The 18,815-nt window shown below is 53.5% G+C and carries 18 protein-coding genes and 2 tRNA genes; 11 read left to right on the top strand and 9 right to left on the bottom strand.

The window, feature by feature from the left end; translation table 11 throughout:
- Window positions 1–3: 3 nt before the first annotated feature.
- The 9 genes from thyA to FRIGORI9N_RS11140 form a co-directional block, all read right to left on the bottom strand.
- The gene (gene thyA, locus FRIGORI9N_RS11180; protein WP_159570874.1) at window positions 4–798 is read right to left on the bottom strand and encodes a thymidylate synthase; all 795 of its coding nucleotides are present in this window, start codon (window positions 796–798) and stop codon (window positions 4–6) included.
- A gap of 66 nt (window positions 799–864) precedes the next feature.
- Complete coding sequence (locus FRIGORI9N_RS11175; protein ID WP_159570871.1) at window positions 865–2,646, bottom strand: ABC transporter transmembrane domain-containing protein; 1,782 nt, start codon at window positions 2,644–2,646, stop codon at window positions 865–867.
- Between the two features lie 19 nt (window positions 2,647–2,665).
- Complete coding sequence (locus FRIGORI9N_RS11170; protein WP_159570868.1) at window positions 2,666–3,784, bottom strand: lipocalin-like domain-containing protein; 1,119 nt, start codon at window positions 3,782–3,784, stop codon at window positions 2,666–2,668.
- Complete coding sequence (locus tag FRIGORI9N_RS11165) at window positions 3,781–6,351, bottom strand: FtsX-like permease family protein (protein ID WP_159570865.1); 2,571 nt, start codon at window positions 6,349–6,351, stop codon at window positions 3,781–3,783. Before FRIGORI9N_RS11165 ends, FRIGORI9N_RS11170 begins: the two co-directional genes overlap by 4 nt.
- Window positions 6,348–7,019: an ABC transporter ATP-binding protein gene (locus FRIGORI9N_RS11160; protein WP_159570862.1), complete on the bottom strand. Its 672-nt coding sequence runs from the start codon at window positions 7,017–7,019 to the stop codon at window positions 6,348–6,350. The genes FRIGORI9N_RS11165 and FRIGORI9N_RS11160 overlap by 4 nt, the downstream gene beginning before the upstream one ends.
- Before the next feature lie 43 nt (window positions 7,020–7,062).
- Window positions 7,063–7,848, bottom strand: coding sequence for an enoyl-ACP reductase FabI (gene fabI / locus FRIGORI9N_RS11155; protein WP_159570859.1), 786 nt, complete (start codon window positions 7,846–7,848; stop codon window positions 7,063–7,065).
- A gap of 75 nt (window positions 7,849–7,923) precedes the next feature.
- The gene (locus FRIGORI9N_RS11150) at window positions 7,924–9,063 is read right to left on the bottom strand and encodes a glycosyltransferase family 1 protein (RefSeq protein WP_159570856.1); all 1,140 of its coding nucleotides are present in this window, start codon (window positions 9,061–9,063) and stop codon (window positions 7,924–7,926) included.
- Window positions 9,064–9,069: 6 nt separating this feature from the next.
- Complete coding sequence (locus FRIGORI9N_RS11145) at window positions 9,070–9,999, bottom strand: UDP-2,3-diacylglucosamine diphosphatase (RefSeq protein WP_159570853.1); 930 nt, start codon at window positions 9,997–9,999, stop codon at window positions 9,070–9,072.
- A 120-nt stretch (window positions 10,000–10,119) separates the two neighbouring features.
- Window positions 10,120–10,389, bottom strand: coding sequence for a hypothetical protein (locus tag FRIGORI9N_RS11140; RefSeq protein ID WP_008249951.1), 270 nt, complete (start codon window positions 10,387–10,389; stop codon window positions 10,120–10,122).
- A 128-nt stretch (window positions 10,390–10,517) separates the two neighbouring features.
- On the opposite strand from FRIGORI9N_RS11140, the gene FRIGORI9N_RS11135 reads away from it, so the two are divergent.
- The 11 genes from FRIGORI9N_RS11135 (at window position 10,518) to FRIGORI9N_RS11085 (ending at window position 18,678) form a co-directional block, all read left to right on the top strand.
- Window positions 10,518–10,594, top strand: a tRNA-Val gene (locus FRIGORI9N_RS11135).
- A gap of 78 nt (window positions 10,595–10,672) precedes the next feature.
- On the top strand, window positions 10,673–10,825 hold the full coding sequence (locus FRIGORI9N_RS11130) for a hypothetical protein (RefSeq protein WP_159570850.1): 153 nt from the start codon (window positions 10,673–10,675) through the stop codon (window positions 10,823–10,825).
- Window positions 10,826–10,913: 88 nt separating this feature from the next.
- Complete coding sequence (gene thrS / locus FRIGORI9N_RS11125) at window positions 10,914–12,821, top strand: threonine--tRNA ligase (protein ID WP_159570847.1); 1,908 nt, start codon at window positions 10,914–10,916, stop codon at window positions 12,819–12,821.
- Window positions 12,822–12,851: 30 nt separating this feature from the next.
- Window positions 12,852–13,373: a translation initiation factor IF-3 gene (gene infC, locus FRIGORI9N_RS11120; protein ID WP_159571815.1), complete on the top strand. Its 522-nt coding sequence runs from the start codon at window positions 12,852–12,854 to the stop codon at window positions 13,371–13,373.
- A gap of 171 nt (window positions 13,374–13,544) precedes the next feature.
- Window positions 13,545–13,742 carry a 50S ribosomal protein L35 gene (gene rpmI, locus FRIGORI9N_RS11115; protein WP_008249957.1) on the top strand — a complete coding sequence of 66 codons (198 nt, stop codon included), beginning with the start codon at window positions 13,545–13,547 and terminating at the stop codon, window positions 13,740–13,742.
- Window positions 13,743–13,758: 16 nt separating this feature from the next.
- Complete coding sequence (gene rplT, locus FRIGORI9N_RS11110; RefSeq protein WP_008249959.1) at window positions 13,759–14,115, top strand: 50S ribosomal protein L20; 357 nt, start codon at window positions 13,759–13,761, stop codon at window positions 14,113–14,115.
- A gap of 211 nt (window positions 14,116–14,326) precedes the next feature.
- Window positions 14,327–15,289 carry a phenylalanine--tRNA ligase subunit alpha gene (gene pheS / locus FRIGORI9N_RS11105; protein ID WP_369745970.1) on the top strand — a complete coding sequence of 321 codons (963 nt, stop codon included), beginning with the start codon at window positions 14,327–14,329 and terminating at the stop codon, window positions 15,287–15,289.
- 31 nt (window positions 15,290–15,320) lie between these two features.
- On the top strand, window positions 15,321–17,753 hold the full coding sequence (pheT, locus tag FRIGORI9N_RS11100; protein ID WP_159570844.1) for a phenylalanine--tRNA ligase subunit beta: 2,433 nt from the start codon (window positions 15,321–15,323) through the stop codon (window positions 17,751–17,753).
- 46 nt (window positions 17,754–17,799) lie between these two features.
- The gene (locus FRIGORI9N_RS11095) at window positions 17,800–18,153 is read left to right on the top strand and encodes an integration host factor subunit alpha (RefSeq protein WP_371717251.1); all 354 of its coding nucleotides are present in this window, start codon (window positions 17,800–17,802) and stop codon (window positions 18,151–18,153) included.
- 37 nt (window positions 18,154–18,190) lie between these two features.
- A complete protein-coding gene (locus FRIGORI9N_RS11090) occupies window positions 18,191–18,574 on the top strand; it encodes a MerR family transcriptional regulator (protein ID WP_138518433.1) in 384 nt (127 codons plus the stop codon).
- Between the two features lie 27 nt (window positions 18,575–18,601).
- Window positions 18,602–18,678 (top strand) — tRNA-Pro (locus tag FRIGORI9N_RS11085).
- Window positions 18,679–18,815 lie beyond the last annotated feature (137 nt).

The raw sequence follows: 18,815 nt of genomic DNA, 5'->3' as shown, positions 1-18,815 counted from the left end.
GATTTAAATCGCCACGGGCGCTTTGATGTGCGGGTGGCAAGTGTAATTCAGAATTTCAAAGTCTTCGAATTTGTAATCGAAAATACTTTCGGGCTTGCGCTTGATTTGTAGCGTAGGCAAAGAATAGGGCTTGCGGCTGAGTTGCTCGGCCACCTGCTCCATGTGATTGCTGTACAGGTGGCAATCGCCGCCCGTCCACACAAAATCGCCCACCTCGAGATCGCACTGCTGGGCCACCATGTGGGTGAGCAGGGCGTAACTGGCGATGTTGAAAGGCACACCCAGGAAAATATCGGCACTGCGCTGGTAGAGTTGGCAACTCAACTTGCCATCGGCCACATAAAACTGAAACAGTGCATGGCAAGGTGGCAACTTCATATTGTTGATTTCAGCCACGTTCCAGGCGCTCACAATGTGGCGGCGAGAATCGGGGTTGTTTTTGATTTGCTGCATCAACTGCGAAATTTGATCGATGTGGCGGCCGTCGGCTGTGGGCCAGCTGCGCCACTGCACACCATAAACAGGGCCCAGGTTGCCGTTCTCATCGGCCCACTCGTCCCAAATGCTGACGCCGTTTTCTTTCAGGTAGCGAATGTTGCTGTCGCCCATCAGAAACCACAGCAGCTCGTGAATGATCGAGCGAGTGTGCAATTTTTTCGTGGTCACCATCGGAAAGCCGTCTTGCAAATTGAAGCGCATTTGATAGCCAAACACGGAACGCGTGCCGGTGCCGGTGCGGTCCATTTTGTCGGTGCCGTGGTTTAGCACGTGCTGCATCAAGTCAAGGTACTGTTGCATGGTGTATTCGCTGCAAATTCGAGGGTTCTTGGATCCGATAAGTTTACCTTGTCGGGCCGATGCACCCTAAGCTGGTGCCATCATTTTCTGTGCATTTTCATCAATGAACTGAAGCGAGGCCAGCTTGGCATACAACCCTTGCCGGGCCATCAGGTCTTTGTGGGTGCCCATTTCGACAATCTTGCCTTCATTCATCACTACAATGCGGTCGGCTGCCATCACTGTGGCCAGGCGGTGAGCAATAATCAGCGTGGTTCGGCCGTGACGGCTTTTTTCAATGGCCTGTTGTACCAGTTGTTCACTTTCTGCATCCAGGCTTGCGGTGGCCTCGTCAAGCAATAGCAAGCCTGCATCGCGCAGCACAGCGCGGGCAATGGATACCCGTTGACGTTCGCCGCCGCTTAAGCGCACACCTTTTTCACCCACGTTTGTATCCAGGCCCTCTGGCATTCTGCGTACAAAATGGGTTGCAGCCGCATCGGCAAGCGCCTTGTTGATTTCTTCGGCGGTGGCGTCAGGTTTGCTGTAGCGCACATTGTCCTGAAGGCTTCCAGAAAAAATCACGGCTTCTTGCGATACATAGGCACAATTGGCACGCCATTGCTCCAGGTGCAAACTTTCCAGGGCTTTGCCTTCGATCAAAATTTGTCCCTGGTTCACGTCGTACCAGCGTAGCAGCAGGCTGAACAGGGTTGATTTGCCAGCACCCGAAGGCCCTACCACGGCCAATGTCTCGCCGCGTTGAATGCTCAAGTTGAAGTCTTCGAGTATGAATTTTTCAGGGGCAGAAGGGTAGGCAAAATCAATGTGGTTGAACTCGATCAAGAAACCACCTTGTTTGGGCGGCGGCGGCAAGCCATGTTTGTGAATGGTGGTGTCCAGGTTCAGCAATTCAACCAGCCGCTCGGCTGCACCTGCAGCACGTTGAAATTCTCCCAGTACTTCCGACAAAGCTGCAAAGCCCGCGCCCACAAAGGCTGCATACATCACAAACTGGGCCAATTCGCCTGCGCTCATTTCACCACTGGCCACTGCCTTGGCACCCATCCACAGCACCACCACCAGGCCTGAAAAGGCCAAGCCAATGGCGACAAACAACAAGGCCGAGCGGTTCACCGTGCGCCTGCGTGCGGTTTGATACGTTTGCTCGCTGGACTTGGTGAATTTGGCTGCTTCGGTGTGTTCCTGGTTGAATGCCTGTACGGTAGTAATCTGGTTTAGAACCTCTTGTGCAATTGCGCTGCTGTCGGCCAGTTTGTCCTGGCTGGCCCGGGATAATTTGCGTACGCGCCTTGCCAATATCACCACCGGGATCATGACCACCACGACCAAGAGCAGTACCGCACCCGAGAGCAGGGGGCTGGTGAGCAACAACATCACCAAACCACCCAATGAGGTCAAACTGTTTCGCAAGAAAAATGACAGGCTGCTGCCAATCAATGTTTGGATGAGTGTGGTGTCGGCAGTAAGTCGTGAAAGTACTTCGCCTACTTTCAGCGTTTCAAAAAACTCGGGTCGTTGTACCAGCAGGTGGCTGTATACGCGGTTGCGCAAGTCGGCAGAAATTCGTTCGCCCAGTGTGGTCACCAGGTAAAACCGCACAGCGCTGGCCATGGCCAGAACGAACACCAATATCAGTAAATAAGCAAATGCGGTATTCAAGCCTTCCGGATTTTCACCAGCCAGATAACCGCTGTCGATCAGCCAGCGAAACATGACTGGCATGGTCAGCGACATGGCCGAGCCCAGCAGCAATGCACCCAGCGCGGCCATGGCCCAGGACTTGTGCGGGCTTATCAGCGAGCCGAGTGTGGAGCCCAACGTTTGAAGTTTGTTCGTGTTGCTCATTCAGTGTGTGGCATTTGACTTAAAGTTGCATGGGGCGATCATACCCCGTCATTTCAAGATAGCCTCGGCCCCAAGGCGAAGCCTTGTTGCTTTTCACGCGCACAGCGCCTTCCCAATACAAAGTGCCCGTGCTGGCGCGTGCGTCCAGTTCCTGATCATCAAACAGCGGTTCAAGTTCGAAGGTTTGCTCATCGAGTTGCAGTTGCTGTGCCACAGGGTATTGAATTCCGGTTCGGGTTGATTTCCATTGGCGCAACACCTTGAACTGGATTTGCCTGAAATTGCGTACCTCGCCATTGGCCTGGCGAAGTGCCGCATGGGTCCACACCGGGGGTTTGGTGTTGTCGCGGTCGCGAATTTGAAAGGCCATCAGCGACTCGCCCTGATCACCGTGCAAACCAACCCAGTCCCAACCCTGGGCGTTGGGTGCCAATACAGTGCTGGACCATTCATGATCCATCCAGAAGGTGCCTTGCACTGGCAATGTTTTGCCCTCAATGCGAATGGTGCCCGTGCTTTTCAGGTGCGGCATGGTGATGTAATAACTCGCTTGCTCTGGTTTTGGTCCTTTTTGGGAGTAGCCGCCTTGGCCCTGTATCCATGGGGTCTGGGTTTCTGCCATGCTCAGGTTCATCGAAAGTTGCGGTGTATCCACCCGGCATTGCCATTGGCTGCCATTGCCACTTTGCAGGTGCCAGCCTGGCATTCGAATATTCAGTACCTCAGTGCTGCTGGTTTTCAATTCGGCGCCGCCGCGGCCTGCGCGGCGAACGATTTGTTCATGCACCAGCTTGCCTGCCTTGGGCAGCGCCACCGCTGCATGCGCAAATAACAGTTGTTGGGGCGAGAATGCACTGGGGTTTTGAACATTCACATTGGGTGCAGATCTGAAAAACGTAATTTGCACGCCGAAAGCCTGTTCAAATTCAGGGCTTTCAAACCACCCGGTGAAGTACCACCATTCGGTACGAAATGCAGGGTGCACGCCGTGATCTTGTGGCAGCCTGGGTAGTATCTCTGGGCTTGGCTGTGCGTATACCCGTTCAAGGCCGCGTGCGGCATGAACCGATCGCGGCAAGGCCAGTTGCGCGAGGACGGGCAGCGCCAAGCCTGCTTTCAGAATTTTCCGCCGCATCATGCCCAGTCCTCTTTGAGTTGGTCCACCAGTTGTGTATTCAATTTGCCGCGCAGGGCAAGCGTGACTGTTGCGCTGCTCATTGCCACCAACACCACGACCATCAAGATCAGATCACGCCAGGGCGTAAACCATTCCATGGTCCAGTGAAACGATTGTGGATTGACCACGAAAATCAGGATGGCTGCAAATGCAAGGCCAATCGTCAAACCCACGCCAGCCGCCAAAGTCGAGGCCAGGAAAGCTTCGCGTGCAATCAGCTTGAGCATCCATCCCGGGCCAGCCCCAATGGCACCGAGCAGCGCGAATTCGCGCTTGCGTTGCAATGCCATGGCAGAGAAGGTTGTGCCCACACCAAACAGGCCAATCACTATGGCGGCAATTTCCAGCAGGTAGGTGACCGCAAAACTCCGATCGAAAATGTCCAGGCTGATTTGTCTGATTTCTCCGGGCTCGGCAAAGTCGATTTTATTTGACAAGGCGGTAGTGCTGGCTGCCTTTTCAATCCGGGTGATGGCTTCTTTCACCGTGACAGCCTGGTTTGGCCATACAGCGCCTTGAGTGTCTTTGAATTTCACATTGAATTCACTCAGCAGTGCAGCTTTGGGCAACACGATCGCACCGTGCTGCCGGGTGTAGTCGCGCCACACGCCCATCACCGTGGTGGGTATCACGGTGCCCTGGTCCAGTTGCAACACAAGTTGACTGCCTGCTTTAAAACCGTAAAGGTCGGTCATGGGTTCACTGACCCACACTGGCAAAGTACCAGCCTGTGGTGAATCCAGGGTGGTGCCGGTCATTGGCAGGCGTTGCCGGGCCGCATCGACACCAATCGGTCTTGCAATCAATTCCACGGCAGGTCGTTTCGGGTCGAGCACCAAAGATTGCGAGCCCCAGAATTCAATCAAATCAATGCCTGGCTCCGCAGCCAGTTTGTTTTGAAATTCATCCGGAAATGCTGGAATTGTGGGTGTGTTTAATTTGACATACAGGGGCGCGGGCAGCACCTGCGTTAACCAATTGTCGAGCGAAAAGCGAAAACTGTAGATCATCACATGCATGGCCACCACCAACGCAAAACTGGCCACCACGCCCGATAACCCTACCGCCAGCAAATTCGGCGTACTGGCCAGCCGCGATTTTGCAAGATCCCCAAGGGCAGACAGCTGCACGGGGTGGCGAATGAATGCGCGCACTACAAGCCCGATCATGGCAATGCCGCCAAACAGGCCAAAGGCAACCGCCAAATAGCCGCCCACGGGAATGTTGCCATATGGAGGAATCCACAGGCAGGCAAGCGCAATTGCACACAGCAGCAAGCCCAGCCAGTGCGCTTTGTTGGCAAACTGCAGGCCTGCCTCTTCGGTGCCAGCGCGCAGCCGCTGGTGCAAAGCCATTTGCCCGGTTTGAAATGCAGGGGACAAGCCGCCCAGTAATGTCGCCAACACGCCGAAACCGCCAAACAGCATCGCGTCAACAGGTGCAAGGCTTACCGCACCGTGCGCTGCTTCAAAGTAACCTGCGCCCAAATCAACGCCCAAATAGCGCACTACCGACCAGGCCAATCCCCAGCCCATTGCAACACCCAAGGCCCCACCCACGATGCCGCAGCACATGGATTCAAACAGCACTTGCATGCGCAATGTGCCCGCTTTGGCCCCCAAGGCTGCCAACAAGGCCCATTGGCGCGAACGTTGCGCCACGGCGAGCATTTGAGTTGAAAAGGTGAGAAAGCCACCCGTTAACAGGGCCACCATGGCCAAAATTGACAGGTTGGCACGGTAGGCCTGTGACACACTGGCACCCCGTGTGCCTTGTTCACTGGGTGTTTCAAGGCGGCCCAGGCTGGCGAACTGTGCCTCGTATTGTTTTTGAAATGCAGCCGGACTTACGCCTTCTCTGAGCTTCAGGTCGACTCGGGATATGTGTCCCAGGGTGCCCAGGCGCCACTGCACTGCTGCGATATCCGCCATGGCCAACACCTGGCCCGCACCCGCCGCAGGCACATTGCCCGCAATGCGCCATTCAGCACTACGGTTACCTTGCAGTGTGCTGAGCGTCGGCTGTTCGCCGGGCAACTGTTCTTTCAATGCCGGGCTGATGAATACGTTGTTGCTGTTTAACAGCGGTATGTCGCCTTGCTCTGGGGGGTTCTCTGTTTTTTCATTGGTTTGTCCAATCAGGTTGGGGGTTACCAGGGCCGCGGTAAAAACATCCAGCCCCAACCAACGCACTGGTTTTTCCAGGTCCCTGACCGGTACCAAAATGTCAATGACTGGCGATGCCACAGCCACTTCAGGCAGCACACTGAGTTGGTCCAGTGCGGCTTCCGGCAACAGTTGGCTGTGCGGCAGCAATTGCAAATCGGCCTGCCCGGAAAACTGGCGCACACCGTTGTTGAACTGATCCAGTGCCTGTTTGTGAATCAGGTGCACTGCAAAGCCAAGGCCCACGCCCACTGCAATTGACAACGTGGCGATCAACCATTTGAAAGGCTGGTCCCGCAACGCACCCGAGAACAATTGAAATTTCAATGCGAGTTGCGCAGGTAGGTACATGCCGGATTTCATACCAGTCGGTGCTCGGCCAGGCTGAGTTGTTGATTCAAATGGCCTGCTGCCTTCATGGAGTGAGTCACCATGACCAAGGCACAGCCATGTGTATTGCAGGCTTGCAGCAACACCTGCAGAACACGTTCGGCGTTGTCTTCGTCAAGGTTTCCAGTGGGTTCGTCTGCAAGTATCAGGGGCGGGTTCAAAGCCAGGGCACGCGCAATGGCCACGCGCTGTTGCTCGCCACCCGACATTTCTCGGGGGAAACTATTTGCCTTGTGGGCCATGCCCACTTGTTCCAGCAAGAGTGATGCGTGTGCGGAATCAGGTTTTTGACCCGCAAGCAGAAAGGGCAGTTCAACGTTTTGTCGGGCGCTTAAATGCGGCATCAGGTAGTAGGCCTGAAACACCAGACCCACGTGCCGAAGGCGAATGGCCGCCACTTGATTGGTGTTGAGTGTGCAGATATTTTTATCTGCCCAATACACTTCGCCTGTATCGGGCTGATCCAGGGCCGCCATCAGGTGGAGCAATGTGGATTTGCCTGAGCCCGATTCTCCAACCACTGCAAGAGATTCACCCTGCTGAAGTTGCAGATTGACGTCTTTAAAAAGCTGAACGCCACCAAGTGTTTTTGAAACCCCCGCTACAGCGAGGGTTGCCGTGTTTGCATGTGCTTGATTCACCTGAATACCGCCCTAGGGTGAAACGTTTTAGGAACAATGTTCCTTATTCTGCCATGCCACCTACAACCGTGCTGTAGCCCGCGTCCACATAGGTAATTTCAGCAGTAATGCCACGCGCCAAATCAGACAACATGAAGGCAGCGGCGTTGCCCACATCGTCAATGGTCACGTTGCGACGCAGTGGGGCCGCGTCTTCCACGGCGTGCAAAATTTTGCTAAAGCCCTTAATGCCAGCGGCAGCCAGTGTTTTGATGGGGCCAGCCGAAATACCGTTGACGCGAATGCCTTTGGGGCCCAGTGATTCAGCCAGGTAGCGAACAGATGCTTCCAGCGATGCTTTGGCCAAACCCATTGTGTTGTAGTTGGGCACCATGCGCACCGAACCCAGATAGCTCAGCGTAAGCAATGCGCCTTCGCGGCCCTGCATCATGGGGTAGGCAGCCTTGGCCAGTGCCGGAAAACTGTAGGCAGAAATATCGTGCGCAATGCGGAACGCGTCGCGTGAAATACCTTCCAGAAAGTCACCTGCAATGGCTTCGCGTGGTGCAAAGCCAATGGCGTGTACCAAACCATCCAGACCATCCCATTGCTTGCTCAGTTCGGCAAACAGGCTTTCAATTTGAGCGTCTTCAGCCACATCCAAAGGAAACACCAACTTGGAGTCAAACTCGGCAGCCATGTCGGTTACACGGTCGATAAAGCGTTCGGTTTGGTAAGTGAAGGCCAGTTCAGCCCCCTGCGCATGGCAGGCCTTGGCAATACCGTAAGCGATTGAACGGTTTGACAGCAGGCCTGTGATCAGAATTTTTTTACCGGCTAGGAATCCCAATTTGTATTGCTCCCGAGAATAGGTTTTGAGTTTTCATTTTGTGCCTATTATAGGCAATTCACAGGGCAATCGACTTCAGGGGCGGTTGGACAAAGGTTTGGGGTTGCCCGGCAGCTTCTTGGGAGCAAGGTTGCCCAGTCCAATTGGGGCCAAATAACCTTGAAACTGCTCAGCACAGTTTTCCCAGGTAAAAGTGCTGGCGTGTTTCAGTGGCGCATTTCGTTCAATTCTCAATGCGGCCATGGCGGCTGTTTTCAGGTTCCAGTCCAGCACGCCAGCACCGGAACTGCCTACTACATCCAGCGGCCCGTTCACGGGGAAGGCCGCCACGGGGCAGCCACTGGCCATGGCCTCAAGCAGCACCAATCCAAACGTGTCGGTCAGGCTGGGAAAGACAAACACGTCAGCACGTTTGTACAATTCAGACAAGGCAGCATGGTTCAACATGCCAAACCACTTGGCCTCGGGAAACTGCCTTTGAAGCGCTTTGCGGGCGGGTCCATCACCAGCAATCCACTTCTCGCCGGGCAATTCAAGACTTAAAAAAGCCTCCAGGTTTTTTTCCACAGCCACTCGACCCGCGTACAGAAACACCGGTTTTTCATCCGTGAGTTCATTCAGTCGACGCAGCAGTTCTACTTGTTGCGCGTCATCTTGAGGCAAATCGCGCGGGCTGTAACTTAGGTGCTTGCTGGCGGCCGATTGATCGGGATTGAAGCGTTTCAAATCCACACCCCGTTGCCACAGCACGCAGTTGGATAAACCACGCTTTTTCAACGTGGTGATTACTGATTGGGTGGGCACCATGACTGCGCGGGAGGGCTTGTGGAACCACCGCAACAGTGCGGCAGTAAAGCGAATGGGAATGCCCGACCTCGCTTTGACATACTCGGGAAACTGCGTGTGGTACGCAGTGGTAAAGGGCAACTTGCGGCCATGGGCCAGCAAACGCATGGCCAAGCCGATGGGCCCTTCGGTCACAATGTGCACGGCCTGCGGTTTAAACTGGTCGAGTTCAGTGCGCAGGCGGGTGAAAGGCCACAGGGCCAAGCGAATTTCAGGGTAGGTGGGGCAAGGAATGGTTTTGAACAAACCAGGGTGAATCACCCGCACGTCGTGGCCGCGGGCAGTGAGCTGTTCTACCACCTGGCTGAGCGTTTGTACCACACCGTTGACTTGTGGTGCCCAGGCATCAGTTGCTATCAGAATTCGCATGGTGGTTCACTCCGCTGCTGTGTGCGCAAGCGCTTTTTGTTTGCGAACCGGCAGGTCACGGTGTGGCCAGTGAACAATGTCCAGTTTGCCGCAAGGGTGTTCAACCAGGGCGGTCAGGCTTTCCACCCAGTCGCCATCGTTGCAGTACAACAAGCCGTCGACTTCTTTAATCTCGGCTTTGTGAATATGGCCACACACAACACCGTCGTAGCCGCGGTGTTTGGCTTCATGTATCAGAGCATGCTCAAACTCGAGAATGAAGTTCACCGCGTTCTTGACCTGCTGCTTCAAGAACTGGGACAGCGACCAGTACGGGTAACCCAGCTTGATTCGAATGTTGTTCAGCATTCGGTTCATGGTCAAAGCGAAGGTGTACAGCGTGTCGCCCAGGTAGGCCAGCCACTTGGCGTAGCGCACCACCTGATCAAATTCATCTCCATGCACTACCCACAAACGTTTGCCGTCTGCAGTGACGTGCACCGCATTTTCCATAATCGGAATATCGCCAAAGGTCATGCCTGCAAACTGGCGCGCGGCTTCATCGTGGTTGCCGGGAATAAACACCACTTGCGTGCCCTTGCGCGCTTTGCGCAACACTTTCTGAATGACATCGTTGTGGCTTTGCGGCCAAAACCAGCTTTTGCGCAATTGCCAGCCGTCAATAATGTCCCCGACCAGGTACAGCGTGTCGCTTTCATTGTGTTTCAGGAAGTGGAGCAGGGCGTCGGCCTGGCAACCGGGCGTGCCCAAGTGAATGTCTGAAATCCAGATGGTGCGGTATTTGTTGGAACCTTGTTCCTCAGAAGCAGGGTCGACGGGGTCGGAACCCTGAGAAACTGCGGATGCCGCTGCATTGAGGGAATGTTCTTCAGTTGTCGCTTTCGCAAACAGTTGTTCGGCAAGTTGCTGCTTGAAATTCAACTGGTTCGAGCGCATTTTTAATGTCCATGTTCTTGTCATGGCCCCATTAAACGCGCTCGATTTGACTACCTTGTGACAGTTATATGACTCTTTTTTGACAAAAACCCCGAGCCATAAACAGCAATGTGACTGGTTTTATTTTGCTTCCAGGCTTTTCGGCAGCCACCAGGTGAAGCCATACAGCAGGGTTTTTGACACCACTTCCATGGTTGGCAAGTTTTTACCGCGCAGTCGCAAGAAGGCAATTGGCAATTCCAGCGTGTGCGCCACCAGCAGCAAAGCGGCCAGCACCAACAGGAAAGGCATGACCAGGCTAATCAGCAAATAGGCTGGAACCACAATCCAGAAGCCGTTCATGACTTTGCGCATGGATTCAAACGATTGAGGGCTGACTTTAATGGCCATTTGCTTTCCTTGTGGGTGAGGGAGGTCTTGAAAAATTGAATATGACAATAGTTCTTGTCAGAAGTCTTGTCAAGCGCGTTTGGACTTGCCCCCGCAAGCGCACTGGTGTATATTTCGCACTCTTCTTTAGGACCGTAGCTCAGCTGGTTAGAGCGCTGCCTTGACATGGCAGAGGTCGCTGGTTCGATTCCAGTCGGTCCTACCAAATTCTCCCCCCAAAACTAAATCATCAAGAATCTCCATTCCGTTGCACAATGCAGGAATCAGGTTTGCATTTGCATGCTTGAAACCTTCAGGAGTGCTGGCCATGGGCCATGAACAGAAAAGCAACAAGATGGACAAGAAGAAAGCGCTAAGCTCACCCAAAGAGAAAAAAGCGGCGAAGAAAGTGAAAAAAGACATCAAGGAAGGCATTCACAAGCCCAAATTGGTTTGATTTCAACATTCAGGCACCGATTGAAAGGCTAAAATAGAGGGTTGATGAAAAGTCTATCCAAGCCTAAACAATCGTAAGGGAAGTACATATGCCAGTTATCCGCCTGCCTGACGGATCCGAACGTGTTTTCGATCACCCCGTGACAGTCGCCCAAGTGGCTGCAAGCATCGGCCCCGGTTTGGCGAAAGCCGCCTTGGCCGGCACGGTAAACGGCACGCTGGTTGATACCTCCTACACCATCGAAAGCGACTCCTCACTTTCTATCGTCACTGAAAAGGACGAGGAAGGGCTGGACATGATTCGCCACTCAACGGCCCACCTGTTGGCCTATGCCGTGAAGGAATTGTTCCCCACAGCGCAGGTCACCATTGGCCCGGTCATTGAAGACGGCTTTTACTACGACTTTTCTTACGAGCGCCCCTTCACCCCTGAAGACCTGGAAGCAATCGAGAAAAAAATGGCTGAACTGGCCAGGCTCGATGAAGTGGTTACTCGCGAAGAGTGGGTGCGCGACGACGCCGTGCAGTTTTTCAAAGACCAAGGCGAGCATTACAAAGCGGAAATCATTGCCAGCATTCCCAGCAACGAGAATATTTCCCTGTACCGCGAAGGCAAGTTCATCGATTTGTGCCGTGGTCCCCACGTGCCCAACACCGGCAAGTTAAAGCATTTCAAACTGATGAAAGTGGCTGGTGCTTACTGGCGCGGCAACTCCAACAATGAAATGTTGCAGCGTATCTACGGCACGGCCTGGACCAAAAAAGAAGACCTGGCCGCTTACCTGCACCGCCTTGAAGAAGCTGAAAAGCGCGACCACCGCAAACTGGGCAAGCAGCTTGATTTGTTCCACATGCAAGACGAAGCGCCAGGCCTGGTGTTTTGGCACCCCAAGGGGTGGGCACTGTGGCAGCAAATTGAACAATACATGCGCAAAGTGTATCTGGATGGTGATTACCAGGAAATTCGCTGCCCCCAGATTCTGGACCGCAAGCTGTGGGAAAAGTCGGGTCATTGGGACAACTACAAAGAACACATGTTCACCACCGAATCGGAAAAGCGCGACTACGCCTTAAAGCCGATGAACTGCCCGGGTCACATCGAGGTGTTCAAGAGCGATTTGCGTTCATACCGCGACTTGCCCATGCGCTATGGTGAATTTGGTGCATGCCACCGCAATGAAACCTCCGGTGCCTTGCACGGCATTATGCGAGTGCGTGGCTTCACGCAAGACGACGGTCACATTTTCTGTACCGAAGATCAGGTTCGCGAAGAGGTGACCAAATTCAACCAGGTGGCCATGCAGGTGTACGCTGACTTTGGTTTCAATGAAATCAATGTCAAGTTGGCCTTGCGCCCCGAGGCCCGTTTGGGCACCGATGAAACCTGGGACAAAGCCGAAGATTCCCTGCGTGCTGCCTTGAAGGCCTGTGGCGTTGAGTGGACCGAGCTGCCGGGCGAGGGCGCTTTCTACGGCCCTAAAATTGAATACCACATGAAAGACTCGATCGGTCGTTCATGGCAGTGCGGCACCATTCAGGTTGACTTCCAGTTGCCTGGTCGCTTGGGTGCCGAATATGTGGCCGAAGACAACAGTCGCCGCGTGCCTGTTATGCTTCACCGTGCCATTGTGGGTTCAATGGAGCGCTTCATCGGCATCTTGATTGAAAACCATGCGGGCGCCATGCCTCTGTGGCTGTCGCCGGTGCAAGTGGTGGTTGCTACCATCACCGAAGCGCACAATGAATACGCGCACAATGTGGTGCAAATGTTGAAAAAACAAGGCATTAGGGTGGAGGCGGATTTGCGTAATGAAAAGATCAATCGTAAAATCCGTGAGCACACCATGCAGAAAATCCCGTATATCGCTGTAATCGGCGACGCGGAACGTGATGCAAACCAAGTTGCTGTGCGCCTGCGCGGCAACGAAAACCTGGGCTCCTTGCCTGTTGATGAATTCGTTCAGCGCTTGCTGGGTGAAATCAACAGCAGGGCCTGATTTTATTTAACCAGAAGAAAGAGGCTAGACATCGTAGCAGAAAAGAAAAATCGCACGAACGAGGAAATTCGTATCCCCGAAGTGCGCCTCATTGGAATTGAGGGTGAGCAGTTAGGCATCGTTAAAACGTCAGACGCGCTGCGGATGGCTGAAGAAGGCGGTGTGGATTTGGTAGAGATTGCACCCCAGGCGGTGCCGCCAGTGGCCAAGCTGATGGATTACGGCAAGTTCCGTTACCAAGAGCAAAAGAAAGCTGCTGAGGCCAAATCCAAACAAAAACAGGTTCAAATCAAGGAAATCAAGTTCCGCCCCGGAACAGACGACGGCGATTACAACGTGAAGTTGCGTAATTTGACCCGTTTTCTGGAAGACGGCGACAAGTGCAAAGTTACCTTGCGCTTCCGCGGACGTGAAATGGCTCACCAAGACATTGGTGCCCGCCTTTTGGAGCGTGTTCGCAACGACCTCGAAGAAATTGGTCAGGTAGAACAAATGCCCAAAATGGAAGGCCGCCAAATGGTCATGATGATTGCGCCACGCAAGAAAGTGTAATTTTCCAAAAAGATTGCCAGTATTAGCAAACCCGCGCTATAATCGCGGGCTTGCTGCATTGTGAGTAAAAACACAGCGCAACAAATTGCCCACCAGGTCAGAAAAGTGCTTCGTCGAAGCCACCTGCAAGCAGGTTTGGTTCAATTACCAAACAGTATCAGGAGCACCAAGATGCCCAAGATGAAGACCAAAAAGAGCGCCTCCAAGCGTTTCTTGGTCCGCTCAAGCGGATCGATCAAGCGTGGCCACGCCTTTAAGCGCCACATCCTCACCAAGAAAACGACCAAAAGCAAGCGTCAATTGCGCGGCATGGAAACGATTCATAAATCAGACATCGGTCGCGTTCGCGACATGATGCCTTACGCATAACCGGGAGGAGTGTCAAATGCCTAGAGTAAAACGTGGTGTAACGGCTCGCGCCCGTCACAAAAAAGTTATCGCCCAAGCCAAAGGCTTCCGCGGTCGTCGTAACAATGTATTCCGCGTTGCCAAGCAAGCGGTTATGCGTGCTGGTCAGTACGCATACCGTGACCGTCGCAACAAGAAGCGCGTATTCCGCGCCCTGTGGATCACCCGTATCAACGCAGCAGTGCGTGAACACGGCATGACCTACAGCGTATTCATCAATGGCTTGAAGAAAGCCGCAATTGGTCTGGACCGCAAGGTGTTGGCTGATTTGGCAGTGACCGACAAAGCAGCATTCGCTGCCATCGTGGGTCAAGTGCGTGCAGCGCAGGCCTAAGCTAGTCAAATAATTGTCATAAGTGTTACCAGTGAGGTATTTCACTTAAGTCGGCGAAAAGACTAAACAAAACGGAGCTCTCGGGCTCCGTTTTTGTTTTCAGGCGGTACAATTCAGGGCTCTACGCAAAGCCGTTCCAATCTCAAGAAGAATCGACCCAATACCCATGGATGCATCGCTTTTAGCCATTCTTACCGAGGCCGAACAGGCCATGTCATCGGCAACCGACCCGGCCAGTCTTGAAAACATCAAGGCCCAGTTTTTGGGCAAGCAGGGCAAGGTCACCGAGTTGCTCAAAGGCATGGCAGCGCTGTCGCCCGAAGAAAAGAAAACCCGCGGCGCGGAAATCAACCAGCTTAAGCAGCAGGTTGAGGCCGTGTTGAATGCCAAGCGCCAGGCGCTGGCCGATGCCGCCATGCAAGCCAAGCTGCAGGCACAGGCCATTGATGTCACCAAGCCTGGTCGCATGCGTGGCACCGGCGGTTTGCACCCAGCCATGCGCACACTAGAGCGCATTGAAGAAATTTTCACCACCATTGGCTTTGATTTGGCCGATGGGCCTGAAATTGAAACCGATTTTCACAACTTCACCGCATTGAACACACCGGAGAATCACCCCGCGCGTTCCATGCACGACACCTTCTACGTTGAAGGCACCGGCGGTAACCTGCTGCGCACGCACACCTCGCCCATGCAGGTGCGCTACATGCAAACCAACAAGCCGCCCATTCGCATTATTGCGCCGGGCCGCGTGTACCGCGTAGACAGCGATGCAACCCATTCGCCCATGTTTCATCAGGTTGAAGGTTTGTGGATTGATGAAGGCGTCAGTTTTGCTGATTTGAAAGCGGTGTTCATGGATTTCCTGAAAACCTTTTTCGAAACCGACGACATCACCATTCGTTTTCGCCCCTCGTTTTTCCCGTTCACTGAACCGTCTGCGGAAATTGACATGGCATTCACCAGTGGCCCCAACAAAGGCAAGTGGCTGGAAATTGCCGGTTGCGGACAGGTGCACCCGAATGTGTTGCGCCATGTGGGCATCGACCCGGAAACCTATACGGGCTTTGCCTTTGGTGTGGGCCCCGACCGTTTGACCATGCTGCGCTATGGCATCAACGATCTGCGCTTGTTCTATGAAAACGACATTCGTTTTCTGCAGCAATTCAATTAAATTTAAATAAACCAGTTTTGGATATTTCAAGATGCAATTCACAGAATCCTGGTTGAAGTCACTCGTCAACACCCCTTTGAACACGCAAGAACTGGGCGACAAGCTCACCATGGCGGGTTTGGAGGTTGAAGAACTTGAACCCCTGGCCCCAGAATTTTCTGGCGTGGTGGTGGGTTTGGTTGTTAAAAAAGACAAGCACCCCGATGCCGACCGCTTAAGCGTGTGCCAAGTGCAGGTTGGCGAGGGCGATGTGCGCCAAATTGTGTGCGGTGCCCCCAATGTGGCTGAAGGCCTGAAAGTACCTTGCGCCTTGCCCGGTGCCGAGTTGCCTGGTGGCTTTAAGATCAAGCCCACCAAAATGCGCGGTGTTGAAAGCGGCGGCATGTTGTGTTCCGGCAAAGAATTGGGCGTGCCCAGCGATGTCGATGGCCTTCACATTCTGAACAGCGACTTCCCAGTGGGTGGCAATGTGCGTGAACTTCTCGGATTAAACGAGATGAAGTTCACCCTGAAAATGACACCCAACCGCGCGGACTGTTTAAGCGTGTGGGGCGTGGCCCGTGAAGTGGCAGCACTGACAGGCGCAGCACTGAACGCGCCTTCATTTGCACCTGTGGCCGCAAGCATTGGCGACACACTGAATGTGAAAGTTGAAAACACCGATCTGTGTGGTCGTTTTGCCGGGCGCGTTATTCGTGGTGTGAACAACAATGCAAAAACACCGCAGTGGATGGTTGATCGCCTTGAAGGCGCAGGCCAGCGCAGCTTGAACGCCTTGGTCGATATTTCCAACTACGTGATGCTTGAACTGGGCCGCCCCAGCCATGTGTTCGACCTGGACAAAGTGCAGGGCGACCTTACCGTGCGTTGGGCTCGCGACGGCGAGAAGCTGAAGCTGCTCAACGACATGGAAGTAACGCTGAAGCCGCACATGGGCGTGATTTGTGATGCCAATGGCCCTGAAGCGCTGGCTGGCATTATGGGTGGCGACCACACTGCAGTGAACGAAGGCACCACCCATATTTTTGTGGAAGCTGCGTTTTGGCACCCCGACGCCATTGTGGGCCGTGCACGCGAATTCAATTTCTCGTCCGATGCCTCGCACCGATTTGAGCGTGGCGTGGACTTCCAAACCATTCCCGAGCACATTGAGCGCATTACCAGTTTGATTCTTGAAATTTGCGGTGGCCAGGCTGGCCCCGTGGTGGACCAGGTGTTGAACCTGCCTGCACGCAAGCCGGTTACGCTGCGCCATGCGCGTGCTGAAATGGTGATTGGCATGCCATTCACTGTTGAGCAAGTAAACGATGTGTTCACCAAGCTGGGTTTTCAGTTTTCAACCGAGGGGCAGGGCGCTGAAATCCGCTATGTGGTCAACCCACCCAGCTACCGCTTCGACATTAATATTGAAGAAGACCTGATTGAAGAAGTGATTCGCGTGGTTGGCTACGACAGCTTGCCGCTGCGCGCGCCCATGGGCAAGCTGAAAATGCTTCCTGCCGCTGAAGGCAAAATTGGCCGCCATGCCATTCGCCGTCAAGTGGCAGCGCTGGGCTACCAGGAAGTGGTCAGCTACAGCTTCACGCCCGAACAATGGGAGGCAGACTTCAATGCCAACACCAACCCTGTGCGCCTGCTGAACCCGATTGCAAGCCATTTGAGCGTAATGCGTTCCACCTTGATAGGCAGCTTGGCTGGCGTGTTGAAACACAACCTGGGCCACCGTGTTGACCGCTTGCGCGTGTTTGAAGTGGCCCGCGTGTTCGAGAAAGACGACAAGGTGCAAGACGGTGCGCAAACCGTGGCCGGTTTCAAGCAAACCTGGAAATTGGGCGGCTTGGCCTATGGCTTGGCCGACCAGCTGCAATGGGCTGCCGGCAATAACCGCGCACTCGATTTCTTTGATGTAAAAGGCGATGTAGAGCAATTGCTGCATGGCCGCAAGGTGGACTTTGAAGTATTCGATGCTGCAAACCCACACCCAGCCTTGCACCCAGGCCGCAGTGCCCGCGTGTTGGTGAACAAGCAGCCCATTGGTTTTATCGGTGAGCTGCACCCCAAGCTGGCACAAGAGTACGATTTGCCCCAAGCGCCTATTGTGTTTGAATTGCTGCTCGATGGCCTGAACACCCGCAAGTTGCCTGCATTCAAAGAGGTGTCCAAGCAACCTGTGGTGGTTCGTGACCTGGCGTTTGTGGTGGACCAGGCAATTGCTGCTGCGCAACTTAAAAAAGCCTTCACGGAAGTGAAAGATGACAACCTTGGCTGGCTGAAATCGGTTATCCTTTTTGATGAATTCGTACCGAAAGAAGAAGGTAAGGGTCTGAATCTAAATGAGAAAAGTTTGGCATTCAGGTTAACCCTCCAGGCCGCGGACCGCAGCCTGACCGATGCAGACATCGAGCCATTGTTAAAGAAAATGATTGAGCAAGCCAGCCAGCGTTGCGCTGCTCGTTTGCGATAAAAATATATTTGGTTAATAGGTAGAACTCACTGTGGATCAATTTGTGTTGAACGACGACCGAAGTAACGAGATGACAGCCCGCTCCGACCGCATGGACCTGATTGAAGACGGTCTGGCATCGGGGTCTCTGACCAAAGCCGAACTGGCTGAAATGCTGTTTGACAGCCTGGGCTTGAACAAGCGCGAGGCGAAAGATTTCGTCGATGCGTTTTTTGATGAAATTCGCACCACTCTTGAAGGCGGTGACTCGGTCAAATTGTCGGGTTTTGGCAATTTTCAGCTGCGAGACAAACCACAACGCCCAGGTAGAAACCCAAAAACTGGCGAAGAAATTCCCATTGCAGCGCGTAGAGTGGTAACCTTTCATCCCAGCCAGAAACTTAAAGCTTTGGTTGAATAATTTTCACTAAATTATTTAAGTACAAGCAAATTACTCAATGCAAAAAACCGTAAACCCAGACGGAGCACCACCCTCAGCCAGCTTGCCGCCCATTCCGGCCAAGCGTTATTTCACCATTGGTGAGGTTTCTGAATTGTGTGGCGTTAAAACCCACGTGCTTCGCTATTGGGAGCAAGAATTCACGCAGCTGAAGTCGATTACCCGCCGTGGCAATCGCCGTTACTACCAGCATCACGAAGTGCTGTTTATTCGCAGAATTCGTGAATTGCTGTATGAACACGGCTTTACCATTAACGGCGCACGCAATCGTTTGGATCAAGAAAAAAATGGCCCTGCGGGCGATGCACCGTTGCCAATTTTGATTGATCGTGAAGTTTTGAAAGAACAATTGCTAAATTTGCGTGAAGCCCTGAAAGCTTAAACGTTTCTAGGTATAATCCAGCCTTCTCGGAATGTGGCGCAGCCTGGTAGCGCACTTGCATGGGGTGCAAGGGGTCGGAGGTTCGAATCCTCTCATTCCGACCAAAATTGAAAAAGCCCAAGTCTAAAAGCTTGGGCTTTTTTGTTTTGAATCAGCGTTTGTCTACATTACAACTCCACACCAAACAAAGCACACCCACACTTGTGGTTAGAACCACCGTCAGCGCAGCCTTGAACGGCTT

Source organism: Limnobacter sp. 130 (assembly GCF_902506325.1).
GTDB lineage: Bacteria > Pseudomonadota > Gammaproteobacteria > Burkholderiales > Burkholderiaceae_B > Limnobacter.
Note: the sequence above shows the minus strand (reverse complement) of the source record. Positions and strands in the feature narration are given on the sequence as shown.

Coding starts and splice junctions, on each gene's coding strand:
- thyA (WP_159570874.1), bottom strand. CDS start 798: ATGCAACAGTACCTTGACTTGATGCAGCACGTGCTAAACCACGGCACC.
- FRIGORI9N_RS11175 (WP_159570871.1), bottom strand. CDS start 2,646: ATGAGCAACACGAACAAACTTCAAACGTTGGGCTCCACACTCGGCTCG.
- FRIGORI9N_RS11170 (WP_159570868.1), bottom strand. CDS start 3,784: ATGATGCGGCGGAAAATTCTGAAAGCAGGCTTGGCGCTGCCCGTCCTC.
- FRIGORI9N_RS11165 (WP_159570865.1), bottom strand. CDS start 6,351: ATGAAATCCGGCATGTACCTACCTGCGCAACTCGCATTGAAATTTCAA.
- FRIGORI9N_RS11150 (WP_159570856.1), bottom strand. CDS start 9,063: ATGCGAATTCTGATAGCAACTGATGCCTGGGCACCACAAGTCAACGGT.
- FRIGORI9N_RS11145 (WP_159570853.1), bottom strand. CDS start 9,999: ATGCGCTCGAACCAGTTGAATTTCAAGCAGCAACTTGCCGAACAACTG.
- FRIGORI9N_RS11140 (WP_008249951.1), bottom strand. CDS start 10,389: ATGGCCATTAAAGTCAGCCCTCAATCGTTTGAATCCATGCGCAAAGTC.
- thrS (WP_159570847.1), top strand. CDS start 10,914: ATGCCAGTTATCCGCCTGCCTGACGGATCCGAACGTGTTTTCGATCAC.
- rpmI (WP_008249957.1), top strand. CDS start 13,545: ATGCCCAAGATGAAGACCAAAAAGAGCGCCTCCAAGCGTTTCTTGGTC.
- rplT (WP_008249959.1), top strand. CDS start 13,759: ATGCCTAGAGTAAAACGTGGTGTAACGGCTCGCGCCCGTCACAAAAAA.
- pheS (WP_369745970.1), top strand. CDS start 14,327: ATGTCATCGGCAACCGACCCGGCCAGTCTTGAAAACATCAAGGCCCAG.
- pheT (WP_159570844.1), top strand. CDS start 15,321: ATGCAATTCACAGAATCCTGGTTGAAGTCACTCGTCAACACCCCTTTG.
- FRIGORI9N_RS11090 (WP_138518433.1), top strand. CDS start 18,191: ATGCAAAAAACCGTAAACCCAGACGGAGCACCACCCTCAGCCAGCTTG.